This window comes from Tenacibaculum sp. DPLXC6, from assembly GCF_056815515.1.
The window spans coordinates 3,351,477-3,366,438 of sequence record NZ_CP141806.1; the positions used below are offsets into that span (position 1 = coordinate 3,351,477).

Below are 14,962 nucleotides of genomic sequence, written 5' to 3' on the forward strand. Positions count from 1 at the left end.
ATTTGTCTTTTTATTGTTTTATTGAGTGATTCTTAGGCTTCTTTTTTTGAGCCTTTACCACTCTCTTTATTTTTTGGTTGGTAGAAGTTAGGAGGGAAGCTGTTAATCTGTCTCCATAACTCAAACCATATAGGTACATTTTCCAATAAGGCAATAGTTTTTGCACCAGAACCTACTCTAATAGCTTTTGGCCAAGGCTCTTGCTCGTTATTTGGAACAATTAAAACACGATACTTCCCATTGCTACTAATAAAATTTTCGATAGCTACAATTTTGGCACCGTAAGTTCCATACGATACATTAGGCCACCCGCTAAATACCATAGCAGGCCAACCATCAAACTGAACGCGAACTTCTTCACCAATGTGTATCAGCGGTAAATCTATGGGTTGTATATACATTTCAACAGCCAAATCGTAGTCAGCAGGCATAATATTTACTAATTGCTCACCTTCTTTAAAAGTTTCACCAATACCAGACTTTATAGCTTTATTAATATATCCATCTTGTGGAGCAGTAATGAATAATAAAGAGCTTCGTTTGCTATAATTAGCTAAGCTAGTTTCTAGTTTTGAAACTTGAACTTCTGCTTCATAAGCACCAGATTGCGCGCTATACAAGCTACTTTCTGTTTTAGACAATTTATCAGCATAAGAAGCTTGTGTACTACTAATAGCTAATTGTGCATTGATAATATTATTTTTAGAAGTAAAGAATTTATTTTCTTGAGAAATTAATTTAGCTGATAACTCTTGAAGTTTCGCTCTTTTTTCTTCAACATCTTTTACAGCTTTTAAGCCTTCTTTTTCTAAGGTAACAGTTCTATCAAACTGAGTTTGAGCTATTTTTTGTTTTATTTTAATAGCTTCAAAATCAATACTATCACTTTTAGTCTTTAAATAAGCTTGTTTTAATTTGTTTTTTGCTTGCTCTAATTTAAGTTTTCTCTCTTTTTTAATAGCAATAATTTGATTTTGTAGAGCACTAATTTTATTGTTATATGCTTTGGCAGATAGTGTTTTAGAGTTTAACTGTTTACCAGTTCTTTCAGCAAGTTTAGTGTCAAAATAGCCACTTTTTATTTCTGAAATTCTTAAAATAGTATCTCCTTTCTTTACAAAATCTCCCTCTTGTACAAACCATTCTTCTATACGTCCAGGTATTTGAGATTGTAGTGTTTGTGGACGTTGATTAGGTTTTAACGTAGTAACATGTCCTTCACTGGATACATTTTGAGTCCAAGGTAAAAATAAGATAACAACCAAGATAACAGAAAAGACTAGTAAAAATCTTTTAAATAATTTGTGGTACTCTTTTGTAAAAATGTCTTTTCCAGATTTGAATTTTGTGATATCTATTTGATCTGAAACGGTGTTTTTTGATATATTTAACATGATTACCTAGGATTTAAAGTTAGTTATACTACCTTTTTCAAGGGTAATTTGTTTGTTGCACTTCTTTTTCCAGTGTTCATTACGGCTTACAATAATTAAACTCCATGGTTGAGAAACATCAGTAATGAAATCAATTATCTTTTCAGCTTCATCTTTTTCAAACAAATCAAGAGGATCTTCCAAAATGAGAAGTTTTGGTTTTTTAATGATTGCTCTAGAAAGAATAATTTTTTTAGCTACTGTATAAGCAATGAGTTTCCCTTCAGGTTTTAAATAAGTGTCTAAACCTTTAGGTTGTTGTTTTAGAAACTCTGTTAGTCCTGTAATTTTAAAAATACTGTATATTTCCTCGTCAGTGATAGATGAATCTCCAAAGGTTATATTTTCTCTAATAGTTCCTTCAAAAGGAGTTTCTTCAGAAAGAGACAACCCTAAGTTAGCTCTATAATTATTAGTAATAATACCTTTTAATGATAAATCGTTTACAAAAATATCTCCATATGTTGGTTCAATTAAACCAGAGATTAATTGTATTAAACTAGATTTTCCAGAGTTACTACTTCCTTGGATTAAAACCCTATCGTTAGGGTTTATTTCAAATGAAACATTGTTAATTACTGGTTTTGGTCGGTTGTTAACAACATAGGAAACGTCTTGAAGTTCAATTTTAAAAGGTTTGTCTCTGTTAACGCTACTACCTTCTTGCGGTTCTATTGGTTTATCAATAACTTCTCCTAATTTTTCTATAGATGTTAATACATCGTAAAAAGATTCAAGCCCTAGAATTAATTTTTCTACAGAATTCATAATTAAAATGATAATAATCTCTGCAGCTACAAATTGACCAATATTCATTTGTTGTGTGAGCACTAAAAAACCTCCTATAAGTAATAGACCTGCGGTAATAATTACTTTAAAACTAATCATTTGAATATACTGCATAACGAGTACTTTAAAGTGACTCTCTCTTGATTTTAAGTAATCATCTACCAGGATATCACTTTTTTCAAGGGCTAATTTTGTTTTTCCAGATAATTTAAAACTTATGATAGTTCTTGCAATTTCTTGTAGCCAATGGGCTACTTTATACTTGTTTTTTGACTCCTTTAAGCTCGTTTCTAATCCTTTTTTTGCTGTATACTTAAAAACAACGTAGATTAATAGTAAAACTAACAATCCGAAAATGATAAAAAACGGATGATAAAACGAAAGAAGTAATAAGGCAAAAACAATTTGCAATAGGGCAGAAGGTGCATCAATTAATATTTTTGAAATACCTTTTTGAATGGTTAGTGTATCAAAAAAACGATTGGCAAGTTCAGGAGGATAATAGTTTCTTAGTTCAATCATCTTAATTTTAGGAAAACGATAACTAAGCTCTATTGATGCTCTGGTAAAAATTCTCTGCTGAATAGTTTCAATAATCCTAAACTGCATTAGTTTTAAAATTCCACTAAAGGCAACACCAGCAGTTACTAGTATAACTAAAACAATCCAAGAAGCAGAAACCTGTGCTGCTTGTAATAAGTTTATAATGGCTTGTACACCTAAGGGTAATGATAAAGCAACAATACCTTCAAAAATGGCATAATATGCTATTTGTAGCGTGTCTTTTTTCTCTAGGTTTATTAATCCTAGAAATCGTTGCCACGGAGTTAGTTTATTTTTCTCTTTCATTAGAAAGTACGTTTAAAGTTAGTTCAATAAAAAAGGAGGTAGTAGTTGTGCTTTCATCACAATTGGTTAGTGACTTAAAATGTGATTTTACAAATTGCTGATGTAAAATTCCTTCAATTATAGTGCTTGCAAGTGTTAATGGATGTTTGTAAGAACTGTTATAATTACTAATTATTTCAGCAAAACGTTTTACTACTTCTTTGTACAATTTAAAAAATCCTTCTTTATTTTCAGTATCTACTTCTTTAGTAGAGTACGATTTTGAGTTTTCGTTAATTACTATTAAGTTAAGTAAGGCCTCATTAATATGTGAAAAGTTATTGTCTTTCTCGGCTTTTCTAGCCAGAACCTCAATCGCTTTAATTAATTTATCTTTTGGGTTACTAATACTGTAAGTTTCTATTACTAATAAATATTGAATCCACCCCCAATACCAAGAAGTTAAGTAAACTAAGAGTTTATGTTTACTTTCAAAGTAACGATATATAGAGCTTTCGTTTGAGCCTATTACTTTACCAAGTTTTTTAAAGTTGAAACTTTCAAAACCAATTTCTTCAATGAGTATAATACTATTCTCTATTATTCTTTTACCCAAATCAGAGGTCTCTGGGTCTTTTATATATATTCCTGAAGGGATTTCTATTTTTAAATTTGATAGTAAATTTTTCATAAATAAAAATTAATAGTGCAAATATAATAGTAAAACTATCATAAAAGCGTTTAAAGATATTAATAAGATGTTAATTTTTAGCCTTTAAATCGGTTACAAAAACTCACAAAAGCTTATTTTTTACTACAATTAACTACATGTCTTCTGTTTTTTTAAGTTGAAAAATATATTCGTAAAAACTTAAAAATTATTAAACATATGAATTCAAGAACAGATGTTTTAGGACATCCAAGAGGATTACTGTATTTATTTTTTGCTGAATTATGGGAGCGTTTTTCTTTTTATGGAATGCGGGCATTGTTGGTATTATACATGACCAAACATTTATTATTTTCTGATGAAATGTCATTCGGAGTGTACGCTGCATATATGTCGTTAGTATATGTAACTCCAATGATTGGAGGAATGCTAGCTGACAAAATTTTAGGATTTAGAAAAGCAATTGTTTTAGGAGGGGTATTGATGGCACTAGGACATTTCTTTTTAACTTTTGAACATCCAGTATTTTTTTATGGATCATTATCCTTAATTATTGTTGGAAACGGTTTTTTCAAACCAAATATATCTTCATTTGTGGGTAAGTTATATACTGAAGGAGATAGTAGGAGAGATGCTGGATTTACTATTTTTTATATGGGGATAAATATAGGAGGAGCAGTTGCTCCACTATTATGTGCGTGGTTGGCAGAATTATATGGTTGGCACTACGGATTTGTTTTGGCAGGAATTGGTATGTTGTTAGGATTGGTTGTTTTTAAAGGAGGTCTTAAAAGAAATGTTTTTGAAAATAAAGGTTTAGTTCCAAATCAAGAATTATTTGAAGAAAAACAATTTGGAATAAAAAAAGGAGATTTAGTAACAATTGGAGCAGTTTTGTCCGTACCAGTATTTGCATTAATAGTTTATTACCATGAGTTTGAGCATTATTTGGTTTGGATTGTTTCTTTATTTCTGATATTGTTTTTAATCAAGATCTTACGAAATGTGACTTCGAAAGAGCGAAAAAAACTTTCTGTAGCCATTTTTTTTACTGTTTTATATACTTTGTTTGCAGCAATTTTTGAACAGGCAGGTAGTTCATTGACTTTGTTTGCTGATAGAAATGTAAACCTAATAGGATTAAATGCAGCTCAAACCAATAGCATCAATTCAACTTTTATAATTCTAATGGCAATCCCTTTTTCTATACTTTGGGGTTATTTACATAAAATACATAGAAATCCAAATTCTGTTGTAAAATTTGGATTAGGCTTGTTGTTTTTGGGGGTAGGTTTTATAACTTTTGGATTGTCAGGTTATCAAGTTGACGATTTAGCTAAAACCCCAATGGTATATTTAATTTTAGGATATTTTATACTAACTACTGGAGAGTTGTTTTTGTCTCCCATAGGTTTGTCTAAAATGACAGAGTTATCACCTGTAAAATATATTGCTTTTATTATGGGAGTATGGTTTTCAGCAAACTTTTATGGTCATTTTTTTGCAGGAAAAATAGCTAAATTGACTACAGTTGTCAATGGTAGTTTAGGAGTGTTTTCTAAAGGCTTTTTTGGAAAGGTAACAGAATTGTTTACTGGTTTATCATCGAAAACAGTTATGGAGCAGTCTGAGATTTTTCATCAATTATATTCGTATGTTTCTGTATATGCTAATCTAGGAGTTATTTCAGCAATCATAGGTTTGTTAGTAATTGCTTTTTACAAACCAGTAAGAAAATGGATGTTTGAAGTACATTAAAAATAAAAAGCCTCAGAAATTATTCTGAGGCTTTAAAATATATTTTAATCTGTTTTATTTAAAAACAGATGTAATGTTTAAAGCTACTTCATCCCAAGTTTTTGAAACTCCATCAGCCCCTTTGTGTAAATCTTTACAAGCGGTATTTAAAGAATCTAAAGCGTTTTCAGCTTGCCAATCGGTAATTTTCATAGTTGCATTTAAGCTAAACTCTTTTCCATTTAGAGTGTATTTAAAAGGAAGTTTTTTAGTAACACCATTCATAGTTAAATTAGCGTGACCAATAGAATCATTTTCTAAAACTAATTTACCAGAAAGTAATTCAGTGTTGTCCATAACTCCGAAGAAAAACTTTTTAATTTTAAAGTCTCTACTAGTATCTTTTGTAAAAATACTACTTACAGGAATAGAAAATTCAGCATTGTTGATAGCTTCTTTAGCTGTCTCAGCTTCACCACCAGCAGTAATATTTACTTTTTGGAACTGTCCATTTACAGGTACCTTTTCGGTAGTTTTATAAGCTGTCCAGTTTATTAAGTTGTCAGCATCTTGTAAAACAAATGCAGCTTTCTTTTCTACTTTAACTTCTTCCTTTGTAGTTTCTGTTTCTTTTTTTGCCTCTGATTTACAAGATGTCATTTGAAAAACTGTAAAACAGATAACTAAAGAATAAACGATTTTTTTCATGAGATTTATTTTATGATTGAATTTACTAATTTAATGTATTCTTTTTTAGCTTCTCGTTCACTCATACCCCTAAGTTGCATCCAAGCATTAAATTTAAAGGCATTTCGTAAGTCACTATTGTCATTAAATGTAAACCTATCTCCCTTTACTGCTTGTTTATAGTAAGCATATAGGCGTAGCATAACATCAGGAGGTAGTTTTTCCTCTAAATCAGATGCTATTTTATAAGCTTCTTTAAACTTTAAATCTAAATCATTTTCCATGGGGTGGATAGTTATTTATGTAGATAGTTTACATTATGTAATGTATATACAAATATACGAAGGGTGCAAGGAAAAACAAGCTATCTAGCCTATCTAATAAGCCTCCATGACCTGGCATAATTGTACCACTATCTTTTACTTTAGCTTGTCTTTTAAGTTTAGACTCTACTAAATCTCCTAAAGAACCAAAAATAGCAACTATAATAGCAATGATTATCCAATCTAAAATAGAAAAGATTCCAGAGTATTGACCAATAGTAAAACCTGCAATTATTGAAAATAATAAACCGCCTACAAAACCTTCAATCGTTTTTTTAGGAGATACTTTCTCAAATAATTTACGTTTTCCAAAGTTTTTACCTACTAAAAAAGCAAAGCTATCGTTAGTCCAAATAATAAAAATTATATAGATGACTATGTTGGGGTGATAAGAACCACTTATGAAAGGAAGGTTCATTAAGAAGTAAAATGGTAATACTAAATATATAACTTGTAAAAATAGTTTTTTAGCTAAAGTATTTGTTTTAATAGATTTAGAACTTAAAAGTAAATAAAGTAAAATGACAGATCCAATTATAGTAGTGCCAAATAAATAATCAGTATACTTAAATACTGTATTTTGAAAAGTTAAATAAACAACACTTGCTAAAAGTATATATGGAACAACGTTTTTTGTTTGTATAATTTTAGAAAGTTCCCAAATACAAACAGCAGCAAACAGAGCAAGTAATCCTATATATGTTTCTGCTGAAAAAAGAATAGCAGAAATAAATAGAATAGCATAAACAAGTGCAGAAAGACTTCTTACAAAAAGGTTAGACATATTTTAAAGGTCTTCAAAGAGCAGCAAATATAAATCTTTTGTGTTATTATTACCATAACTCAAAAAATTATCATCTTCAATTTCAAACGTATAATTCTTAATAGAACTAATATTGGTTGGTATGTTGCCGCTAAAATGTGTTTTAATACCTGTTAATCCTTCTCCTGTATTTTTTACTAACTGACTAGTGGTAGCATAAACAATAAAATGTTTTGAGAGAGACGCTAGTTTGTGGCTGCCTAATTGATTAGAAGAAAATAAAATTTCTCCTTTATCGGCAATTAAATGTTCACAAGAGGTAAAAAAAGGTACAGATTCTGAGGAATGGTTTTGTACAGAAATATCAATTTTCTCGGTAATCTTTAATAAATCAAAATCGGTGCAAGTAATTTTGCGCCAGTTATTTTCTTGTAAGATGTTCTTTAAATTTTTACTAACCTCGTTTATTGATGTACAGTATAAAAACTTTCCTCCTTTATTAATAAAATGATGAACAAAAGAATCATCTAAAGACAAATGAACTTCTTGTTCGTTGACTTTTTTTTCTTTAGATGATTCTTGATATGTTTTAAATAATTTTTTGAAAAAATTCATTAAAATAAAACTATTCTTCTGTTGTAATTTGAGGTTTCTCTTCCTTTCCAAAAGGTCTGTCTCCAAAGATTTTTATTAAATCATCTTTAAAGATAACTTCTTTTTCCAGTAATAAATCAGCAAGTTCTGTTAACTTATCTCTGTTTTGGTCAAGTATTTCAATAGCTCTTTTGTATTGAGTTTCTATTATTTCAGAAATTTCTTCATCAATCTTTTTAGCAGTGGCATCACTATAAGGTTTCACAAAGGCATCATTACCTGATGAATCGTAATACGTAACATTACCTACTTTGTCATTTAAACCATAAACAGTAACCATAGCTCGAGCCTGTTTAGTAACCTTTTCTAAATCACTTAACGCTCCAGTTGAAATTTTATTGAAAATTAACTTCTCAGCAGCTCTACCTCCCATAGTAGCACACATTTCATCAAGCATTTGTTCTGTTTGAACAATTTTCCTTTCCTCAGGAAGATACCAAGCGGCTCCTAAGGATTGACCACGAGGAACAATAGTTACTTTAACTAAAGGAGCAGCATGCTCTAACATCCAACTAACAGTTGCGTGACCTGCTTCATGAAAAGCAATTACTTTCTTTTCTTTAGGAGTAATCACTTTATTTTTCTTTTCTAATCCACCTACAATTCTATCAACAGCATCTAAGAAATCTTGATGTTCAATAGCATCTTTACCTTTTCTGGCAGCGATTAAGGCAGCTTCATTACATAAGTTAGCAATATCTGCACCAGAAAAACCTGGTGTTTGTTGTGCTAAGAATTCTAAATCGGCATTAGCAGCTAATTTTAAAGGCTTAATATGAACTTCAAAAATTTCTCTACGTTCATGTAAATCAGGTAAGTCAACATAGATTTGACGATCAAAACGACCAGCACGCATCAAAGCTTTATCTAATACATCAGCACGGTTGGTTGCAGCTAATACAATAACATTAGTATCAGTACCAAAACCATCCATTTCTGTTAATAATTGGTTTAATGTGTTCTCACGTTCATCATTACCACCAGTCATACTATTTTTACCTCTAGCACGTCCAATAGCGTCAATTTCATCAATAAAAATGATAGAAGGAGATTTTTGTTGTGCCTGTTTAAACAAGTCACGTACACGAGAAGCACCAACTCCAACAAACATTTCAACAAAATCTGAACCAGATAAAGAGAAGAAAGGTACACCAGCTTCACCAGCAACCGCTTTTGCTAATAAAGTTTTACCAGTACCAGGAGGTCCTACTAATAAAGCTCCTTTAGGTATTTTACCACCTAATTTGGTATATTTTTCTGGACTTTTTAAGAAGTCAACAATTTCTTGAACTTCTTCTTTAGCACCTTCTAAACCAGCTACATTTTTAAAGGTAGTTTTAACCTTAGTATTTTCGTCAAAAAGTTTAGCTTTGGATTTACCAATGTTAAAAATTTGACCTCCAGCACCACCACCTCCAGCAGCTCCAGACATTCTTCTCATGAAGAAAAGCCAAATAACAATTAATAAAATAAAAGGAAGGAAGCTAATGATGGTATCCATCATACTAGTTCTTTCTACATTTACTTTGTCAAAATCTAGGTTCTTTTCTTCTTTTTCCTTGTTGATTTCGTTTTCAAAGTTTTGTAAATCACCAAAGTTATATGTGTAAAGAGGCGACCCTTTTCTATAAAAAGGAGAATCTGCTAATTTTTTATGTTCTTCTTTTTTTAAAGCTTCAGGCTTTAAGAAAATTTGTGCAACATTATTGTTTTCTACAACAATTTCATTAATGTCGTTTGCTTGAAGAATTTTAGTGAACTCGTTTTTTGTAATATTACGAGAACCTAAGTTTCCAGAGTTAAAAAAGCTTAACCCTAGTAAGATAACTATTATTGGTATGTATAGCCAAAATGAGCTGAAACTAAATTTTGGCGCGTTTTTTTTATTATCACTCATAAAAAGGTGTATAAAATGTTAGCAATTATGCTGGGTTGATTTCTGTAATTTTAGCATCACCCCAAAGACTTTCAATGTCGTAAAATTCACGAACTTGTTTTTGAAAGATGTGTACAACAACGTTTACGTAATCCATAAGAACCCATTCTGAGTTTCCTTGTCCTTCAATATGCCAAGGTTTATCTTTTAGTTCTTTACTTACTATTTTTTGTACAGAGCCCGAAATGGCATTAACTTGTGTGTTCGAGTTAGCAGAACAAACTACAAAATAATCACAAACAGTGTTTTCTATCTCCCTTAAATCTAGTAATTGGATATCTTCTCCTTTTACATCATCAATCCCTTTAATAATCACAGCTAAAAGATCGTCTGTGTTTGTTTGTTTTATTGTCATTAAAAAAAATTAAGTTTTAGCAAAGTTATTATTTTTTTGCGAGTAATTTATGTAATATTGATACTTGTTTTACACGCTAAATCTACATGAAAATAATCAAACTTAATGCCATCGACTCTACCAACACCTTTTTGAAGAATATGGTGTCAAAAGTGGTAGCTGATGATTTTACAGTTGTAGTTGCTAAAACCCAAACTAAGGGTAGAGGACAAATGAATTCTGAATGGGTTGTTGAAGAAGGAAAAAACCTTACGTTTAGTGTGTTTTCTAGGTTTACAGACTTAGATGTTGAAAAACATAAGTATTTAAACTTTAGTGTTTCATTAAGTGTTTTTGAGGCTTTAAAAGAGTTGGGGTTACCAAACTTGGCAATAAAATGGCCTAACGACATTCTGTCAGGAAATAAAAAACTTGGAGGCATACTAATTGAAAATACATTAAAAGGTAGTAAGATAGTGTCGTCTGTAATAGGAATTGGAATAAATGTAAATCAAGATTCATTTTCTAAAAACTTACCGAATGCTTCTTCTGTAAAAAATATCTTAGGAAAAGAATTTGATTTGGATATATTGTTAGGAAGTATTTTGAAAAAGCTAGAAGGTTACTTTAGGCTTTTAGAAAAAAATGAATATGAATTATTAGAAGAAGCTTACTTAAAGTTTTTATACAAAAAAAATGTTCCAACAATGTTTAAAAACAGTCAGAACATTTTATTTATGGGTAAAATTATTGGAGTTTCAAAAAGTGGAAGCCTCCAAATAGAATTAGAAAACGAAACAATTCAAGAATTTGGCTTGAAAGAGGTTTCGTTTGCTACTTTATAACTTTTCTAAATTTTCAGTTAGAGTTCCAATAAACTTCGTTAATGGAGCTTTTACCATCATTGCCATCATAGCATTAAACTCACCATTAAACTTTAAAGTAACTTGGCTTTCATTATCACTAATATCAGCAATGTCAGCAGCTAATGTAAAAGGTAATTTGCTACTTGCGGCACCTAAAGTAACATTAGAATACTCAGTTTTTTCTTTCATTATTAAACGAATTTCTGGCATACCTTTTAAACCAAAAATAAAACTATCACCATCAACTTCAAATTTTTGAGTGTTTTCAGGCATTAGTTGTTCAAAATTTTCTAATTTGGTTAGAAATTCAAATAAATCTTTAGATGATTTTTTTACAGTAACTGTATTTCCTTCTATATTCATTATTGTGCTGTTATTTATCGTTTTTATTCCATTCACTAGGAGCAATTCTCCAATCTTCTAAAGTTCGAAGTTCTTCACTAGTAATATACTTACTATCTAAAGCTTGCTCTAATAAATGTTCATAATTACTTAAAGTAGTAAGTTCTACTTTATCATTTTTAAAATTCTCTGTAGCTATATTAAAACCGTAAGAAAAAATAGCAATCATTCCTTTTACATTGGCATGTGCTTCTTTCAATGCTTTCACGGCATTTAAACTACTTTTACCAGTACTAATTAAATCCTCAATTACTACAACATTTTGTCCACTTTCTATGTGGCCTTCAATTTGGTTTTGTCTACCATGTTTTTTAGGTTCAGGTCTAACATAAACAAAAGGCACACCTAGCTCTTGCGCAACTAATATACCAATTGCTATAGCACCAGTAGCAACTCCTGCAATTACATCAGGTTTACCATGTTTTTCTTCTACTAGTTTAGCAATTTCTTGTTTTAAAAAATTTCTAACAGGAGGGTACGATAATGTAATTCTGTTGTCACAATAAATAGGTGATTTCCAGCCAGAAGCCCATGTGAAAGGTTCTTTGGGACTTAATTTTATAGCCTTAATTTGCAAAAGAAGCTCGGCAGTTTTTTTTGCTGTATCTTTGTTAAAATCCATAGCGCAAATGTATAAAGTTTTTGTTAATGATAAACCAATAATCTTTACAACTTCACTTAAAAATGAAGAAGATTTTTTAGTTTATATCTACAAAAATACAATTATTGAAGAACTTATTTACAAGTTAAAAGCGGGTAAGTTAAAAGGTGTTTATATCTATTCTAATAACTTATCAGAAGATTGGTTAGATTTTAAAGTTAAGTTTAAGGTAATTACAGCAGCTGGAGGATTAGTTCTAAATAAAAGCAAAAAAATACTATTTATTTACAGAGGAAATAAATGGGATTTACCTAAAGGACGTGTTGAAGAAGGAGAAAATTTAGAAGAAGCAGCCATAAGAGAAGTTGAAGAAGAATGTGGTATAGAAAAACTAATAATTAACCAAAAGCTACTTATTACCTATCATTTATTCATGCAACAAAATGAATATCGATTAAAACAAACACATTGGTATTTAATGTTTTCTAGTTATGAAGGAGATTTAACACCTCAATTAGAAGAAGGTATAACTAAAGTTGAGTTTAAAGGTGAAAAAGAAAGAGAAAAAGCGTTTCAGAATACATTTGCTAATATAATAATGGTGTACGAATCTTATTTAAACAATGTCGATTAATGACACTCTGTCATAAAAAATGACTTGTTTTATACTTTTCTCTGTCAAAATACAAGCAAAAAACCATTGGCATACACTTTGACTAATACTACTCGTAAAATTGAATTTAAAACTTTAAAAAAGATAAATAAAGATTATGAGTAAAATTATAGGTATAGATTTAGGTACTACGAACTCATGTGTGTCTGTAATGGAAGGAAATGAGCCGGTAGTAATTCCAAATGCTGAAGGAAAAAGAACAACTCCTTCTATTGTAGCGTTTGTTGAAGGAGGTGAGCGTAAAGTAGGTGATCCTGCAAAACGTCAAGCAGTAACTAACCCAACTAAAACAGTTTATTCTATTAAACGTTTTATGGGAAATAAATATTCTGAGTCTCAAAAAGAAGCAGATAGAGTTCCTTACGATGTTGTAAAAGGAGACAACGATACACCAAGAGTAAAGATTGATGATCGTATGTATACGCCTCAAGAAATTTCTGCGATGATATTACAGAAAATGAAAAAAACTGCTGAAGACTATTTAGGTCAGGGAGTTTCTGAAGCTGTAATTACAGTGCCTGCATACTTTAACGATGCACAGCGTCAGGCTACAAAAGAAGCAGGTGAGATTGCTGGATTAAAAGTTCGTCGTATCATCAACGAACCTACTGCAGCAGCATTAGCTTATGGATTAGATAAAGCAAGTGAAGATAAGAAGATCGTAGTATTTGACTTTGGTGGAGGTACACATGATGTTTCTATCCTAGAATTAGGAGATGGAGTATTTGAAGTATTAGCTACTGATGGAGATACGCACTTAGGAGGTGATGATGTAGATGAAAAAATCATTAACTGGTTAGCAGATGAGTTTAATGCTGAAGAAAACATGGATTTACGTAAAGATCCTATGGCGTTACAACGTTTAAAAGAAGCTGCTGAAAAAGCTAAGATTGAATTATCAAGTACAACTTCTACAGAAATTAACTTACCATATATCACTGCTACAGCTAGTGGACCAAAACACTTGGTAAGAACGTTAAGTAGAGCTAAGTTTGAGCAGTTAATTGATGATTTAGTAAAGAGAACTATTGAGCCTTGTCAAACAGCGTTAAAAAATGCTGATTTATCAACTTCTGATATTGATGAGATTATCTTAGTAGGAGGTTCAACTCGTATTCCAGCAATCCAAGAAGCAGTTGAGAAGTTCTTTGGTAAAGCACCAAGTAAAGGTGTAAACCCAGACGAGGTTGTGTCTTTAGGAGCAGCAATTCAAGGAGGAGTGTTAACAGGTGATGTAAAAGACGTATTATTATTAGACGTAACACCGTTATCATTAGGAATTGAAACAATGGGTAATGTATTTACAAAGTTAATCGATGCAAATACAACCATTCCAACTAAAAAATCACAAGTATTCTCTACGGCAGTAGATAACCAACCATCGGTAGATATTCACGTATTACAAGGTGAAAGAGCGATGGCAGCAGACAACAAAACAATTGGTCGTTTCCAATTAACAGATATTCCACCAGCACCAAGAGGAGTTCCTCAAATTGAAGTAACTTTTGATATTGATGCAAACGGAATCATCAACGTATCTGCAGCGGATAAAGCAACAGGTAAATCTCAAAACATCCGTATCGAAGCTTCTTCTGGATTAACAGATGAAGAAATTCAAAAGATGAAAGCAGATGCAGAAGCAAATGCAGATGCAGATGCAAAGGCTAAAGAAACTGCAGATAAAATTAACGGAGCAGATTCTATGATTTTCCAAACTGAAAAGCAATTAAAAGAGTTTGGTGATAAATTATCAGCAGATAAGAAAGAACCAATCGAGGCTGCTTTAGAAGAGTTAAAGAAAGCACACGAATCTAAAGACCTTGCTGCTATCGATGCTGCAATGGAAAAGATTAACGAGGCTTGGAAAGTTGCTTCTGAAGAGATGTATAAAGCACAACAAGATGCACAAGCAAATGGAGCTGGTGCGCAAGGAAGTGCAGATGCAGGAGCTTCAGCTGAAGGAGGAGATAATGTAGAAGATGTAGATTTTGAAGAAGTAAAATAAATTTGATTGTATTATCCTAAAAAGCATTACAAGTTTTATTAGGACTATAGATGTAAAAAAGCTCGTCATTTGACGGGCTTTTTTGCTTTTAAATAGATATTAGGTGTTTTAGAAAAAAAAAAAAGTGTTTTAGAAAAAGATAAAATCACTTCAGCAGTTTTTTCACTGTAAGAGGTATCCTGTGTGTAATTTTACTTCCAATATAAGGGAGAAGTGCTTTATAACTATAAGGAAGCACAAAAAATAAATCAGAAAAATAAA

General features: G+C 31.1%; 15 protein-coding genes. 4 read left to right on the plus strand and 11 right to left on the minus strand.

Annotation, left to right across the window (positions count from 1 at the left end; translation table 11 throughout):
- Nucleotides 1-32 precede the first annotated feature (32 nt).
- From VCM48_RS15420 to VCM48_RS15430, 3 genes are read right to left on the minus strand one after another with little or no spacing between them, the layout of a single operon-like run.
- A complete protein-coding gene (locus tag VCM48_RS15420; RefSeq protein ID WP_482271092.1) occupies nucleotides 33-1,394 on the minus strand; it encodes an HlyD family secretion protein in 1,362 nt (453 codons plus the stop codon).
- Between the two features lie 6 nt (nucleotides 1,395-1,400).
- Complete coding sequence (locus VCM48_RS15425; RefSeq protein WP_482271093.1) at nucleotides 1,401-3,071, minus strand: peptidase domain-containing ABC transporter; 1,671 nt, start codon at nucleotides 3,069-3,071, stop codon at nucleotides 1,401-1,403.
- Nucleotides 3,055-3,741, minus strand: a complete 687-nt coding sequence (locus tag VCM48_RS15430) for a TetR/AcrR family transcriptional regulator (protein ID WP_440122167.1) — start codon at nucleotides 3,739-3,741, stop codon at nucleotides 3,055-3,057. The genes VCM48_RS15425 and VCM48_RS15430 overlap by 17 nt, the downstream gene beginning before the upstream one ends.
- 198 nt (nucleotides 3,742-3,939) lie before the next feature.
- On the opposite strand from VCM48_RS15430, the gene VCM48_RS15435 reads away from it, so the two are divergent.
- Nucleotides 3,940-5,478, plus strand: coding sequence for a peptide MFS transporter (locus tag VCM48_RS15435; protein ID WP_482271094.1), 1,539 nt, complete (start codon nucleotides 3,940-3,942; stop codon nucleotides 5,476-5,478).
- Nucleotides 5,479-5,532: 54 nt separating this feature from the next.
- Here the strand turns inward: VCM48_RS15435 and VCM48_RS15440 are convergent, their stop codons facing one another.
- The 6 genes from VCM48_RS15440 to rsfS are packed head-to-tail and all read right to left on the minus strand — an operon-like array spanning nucleotide 5,533 to nucleotide 10,175.
- Nucleotides 5,533-6,165 carry a YceI family protein gene (locus VCM48_RS15440; protein ID WP_440122165.1) on the minus strand — a complete coding sequence of 211 codons (633 nt, stop codon included), beginning with the start codon at nucleotides 6,163-6,165 and terminating at the stop codon, nucleotides 5,533-5,535.
- 5 nt (nucleotides 6,166-6,170) lie between these two features.
- A complete protein-coding gene (locus VCM48_RS15445; RefSeq protein ID WP_274640539.1) occupies nucleotides 6,171-6,428 on the minus strand; it encodes an acyl-CoA-binding protein in 258 nt (85 codons plus the stop codon).
- A gap of 28 nt (nucleotides 6,429-6,456) precedes the next feature.
- The gene (locus VCM48_RS15450) at nucleotides 6,457-7,251 is read right to left on the minus strand and encodes a phosphatidate cytidylyltransferase (protein ID WP_482271095.1); all 795 of its coding nucleotides are present in this window, start codon (nucleotides 7,249-7,251) and stop codon (nucleotides 6,457-6,459) included.
- Nucleotides 7,252-7,254: 3 nt separating this feature from the next.
- Nucleotides 7,255-7,845 (minus strand): hypothetical protein, encoded by a 591-nt coding sequence (locus tag VCM48_RS15455; RefSeq protein ID WP_274640537.1) that lies wholly within the window; start codon nucleotides 7,843-7,845, stop codon nucleotides 7,255-7,257.
- 10 nt (nucleotides 7,846-7,855) lie between these two features.
- Nucleotides 7,856-9,781 (minus strand): ATP-dependent zinc metalloprotease FtsH, encoded by a 1,926-nt coding sequence (ftsH, locus tag VCM48_RS15460; protein ID WP_274640536.1) that lies wholly within the window; start codon nucleotides 9,779-9,781, stop codon nucleotides 7,856-7,858.
- Nucleotides 9,782-9,806: 25 nt separating this feature from the next.
- Complete coding sequence (gene rsfS, locus VCM48_RS15465) at nucleotides 9,807-10,175, minus strand: ribosome silencing factor (protein WP_047789323.1); 369 nt, start codon at nucleotides 10,173-10,175, stop codon at nucleotides 9,807-9,809.
- A gap of 86 nt (nucleotides 10,176-10,261) precedes the next feature.
- On the opposite strand from rsfS, the gene VCM48_RS15470 reads away from it, so the two are divergent.
- A complete protein-coding gene (locus VCM48_RS15470) occupies nucleotides 10,262-10,999 on the plus strand; it encodes a biotin--[acetyl-CoA-carboxylase] ligase (protein WP_482271096.1) in 738 nt (245 codons plus the stop codon).
- Here VCM48_RS15470 and VCM48_RS15475 read toward each other — a convergent pair.
- Nucleotides 10,994-11,383, minus strand: a complete 390-nt coding sequence (locus tag VCM48_RS15475; protein ID WP_274640534.1) for an SRPBCC family protein — start codon at nucleotides 11,381-11,383, stop codon at nucleotides 10,994-10,996. The two genes, VCM48_RS15470 and VCM48_RS15475, sit on opposite strands and share 6 nt — an antisense overlap.
- A gap of 10 nt (nucleotides 11,384-11,393) precedes the next feature.
- Nucleotides 11,394-12,044 carry an orotate phosphoribosyltransferase gene (pyrE, locus tag VCM48_RS15480; protein ID WP_274640533.1) on the minus strand — a complete coding sequence of 217 codons (651 nt, stop codon included), beginning with the start codon at nucleotides 12,042-12,044 and terminating at the stop codon, nucleotides 11,394-11,396.
- Between the two features lie 7 nt (nucleotides 12,045-12,051).
- On the opposite strand from pyrE, the gene VCM48_RS15485 reads away from it, so the two are divergent.
- Together VCM48_RS15485 and dnaK are read left to right on the plus strand one after the other, a co-directional pair.
- Nucleotides 12,052-12,657: an NUDIX hydrolase gene (locus VCM48_RS15485; RefSeq protein WP_482271097.1), complete on the plus strand. Its 606-nt coding sequence runs from the start codon at nucleotides 12,052-12,054 to the stop codon at nucleotides 12,655-12,657.
- 136 nt (nucleotides 12,658-12,793) lie between these two features.
- A complete protein-coding gene (gene dnaK, locus VCM48_RS15490) occupies nucleotides 12,794-14,701 on the plus strand; it encodes a molecular chaperone DnaK (RefSeq protein WP_482271098.1) in 1,908 nt (635 codons plus the stop codon).
- Nucleotides 14,702-14,962 lie beyond the last annotated feature (261 nt).